Source organism: Streptomyces sp. SID13666, from assembly GCF_010548325.1.
Lineage (GTDB): Bacteria > Actinomycetota > Actinomycetes > Streptomycetales > Streptomycetaceae > Actinacidiphila > Actinacidiphila fildesensis.
This window is the reverse complement of sequence record NZ_JAAGLX010000221.1, coordinates 1-404: the sequence shown is the minus strand read 5'-3', so window position 1 is coordinate 404 and position 404 is coordinate 1. Positions and strand designations below refer to the sequence as shown.

Here is a 404-nt window from a genome sequence, read left to right as displayed (position 1 = left end):
GGACAGCCCTCTTGCTAGCGGCGAGGTTGGGTTGCTCGCTGGTGGGTTCGCCGGCAACACGAACAGCAGTCCCGCTATTCGGTTTGACAACTTCGAGATCACTGATTCCCAGGTTTTCACTGTGGTGCGCTCGCAGAACGGTGTGACCAAGGCTCAGTCAGCAGGCACAGCAATACGTCTTGCTAAGCCTTCGATCACGTCCCTTTAGGAGGATCCGTCTTGTCCACTCCAGTGAACATGTGGCGCCCAGGTATGGACATTACGGGTGGCCGGCTTCAGTACATGCTTGAGAGGCTGAACACGTCGTCCACTGTGAACGTTGAAACCTTCGGCGCAGTGGGCGACGGGGTCACTGACGATACGCTGGCGATTCAGGCTGCCCTTGACCTTGCGCACGACAGCGG

The 404-nt window shown here is 58.2% G+C and carries 2 protein-coding genes; both read left to right on the top strand.

Annotated features, from left to right (window positions below; translation table 11 throughout):
• Positions 1–208, top strand: a 208-nt coding sequence (locus G3I60_RS44880; protein WP_203675363.1) for a hypothetical protein, incomplete at its 5' end; no start/stop codon positions are given.
• Between the two features lie 29 nt (positions 209–237).
• A partial coding sequence (locus tag G3I60_RS47320) for a glycosyl hydrolase family 28-related protein (RefSeq protein WP_369334880.1) occupies positions 238–404 on the top strand: 167 nt, incomplete at its 3' end.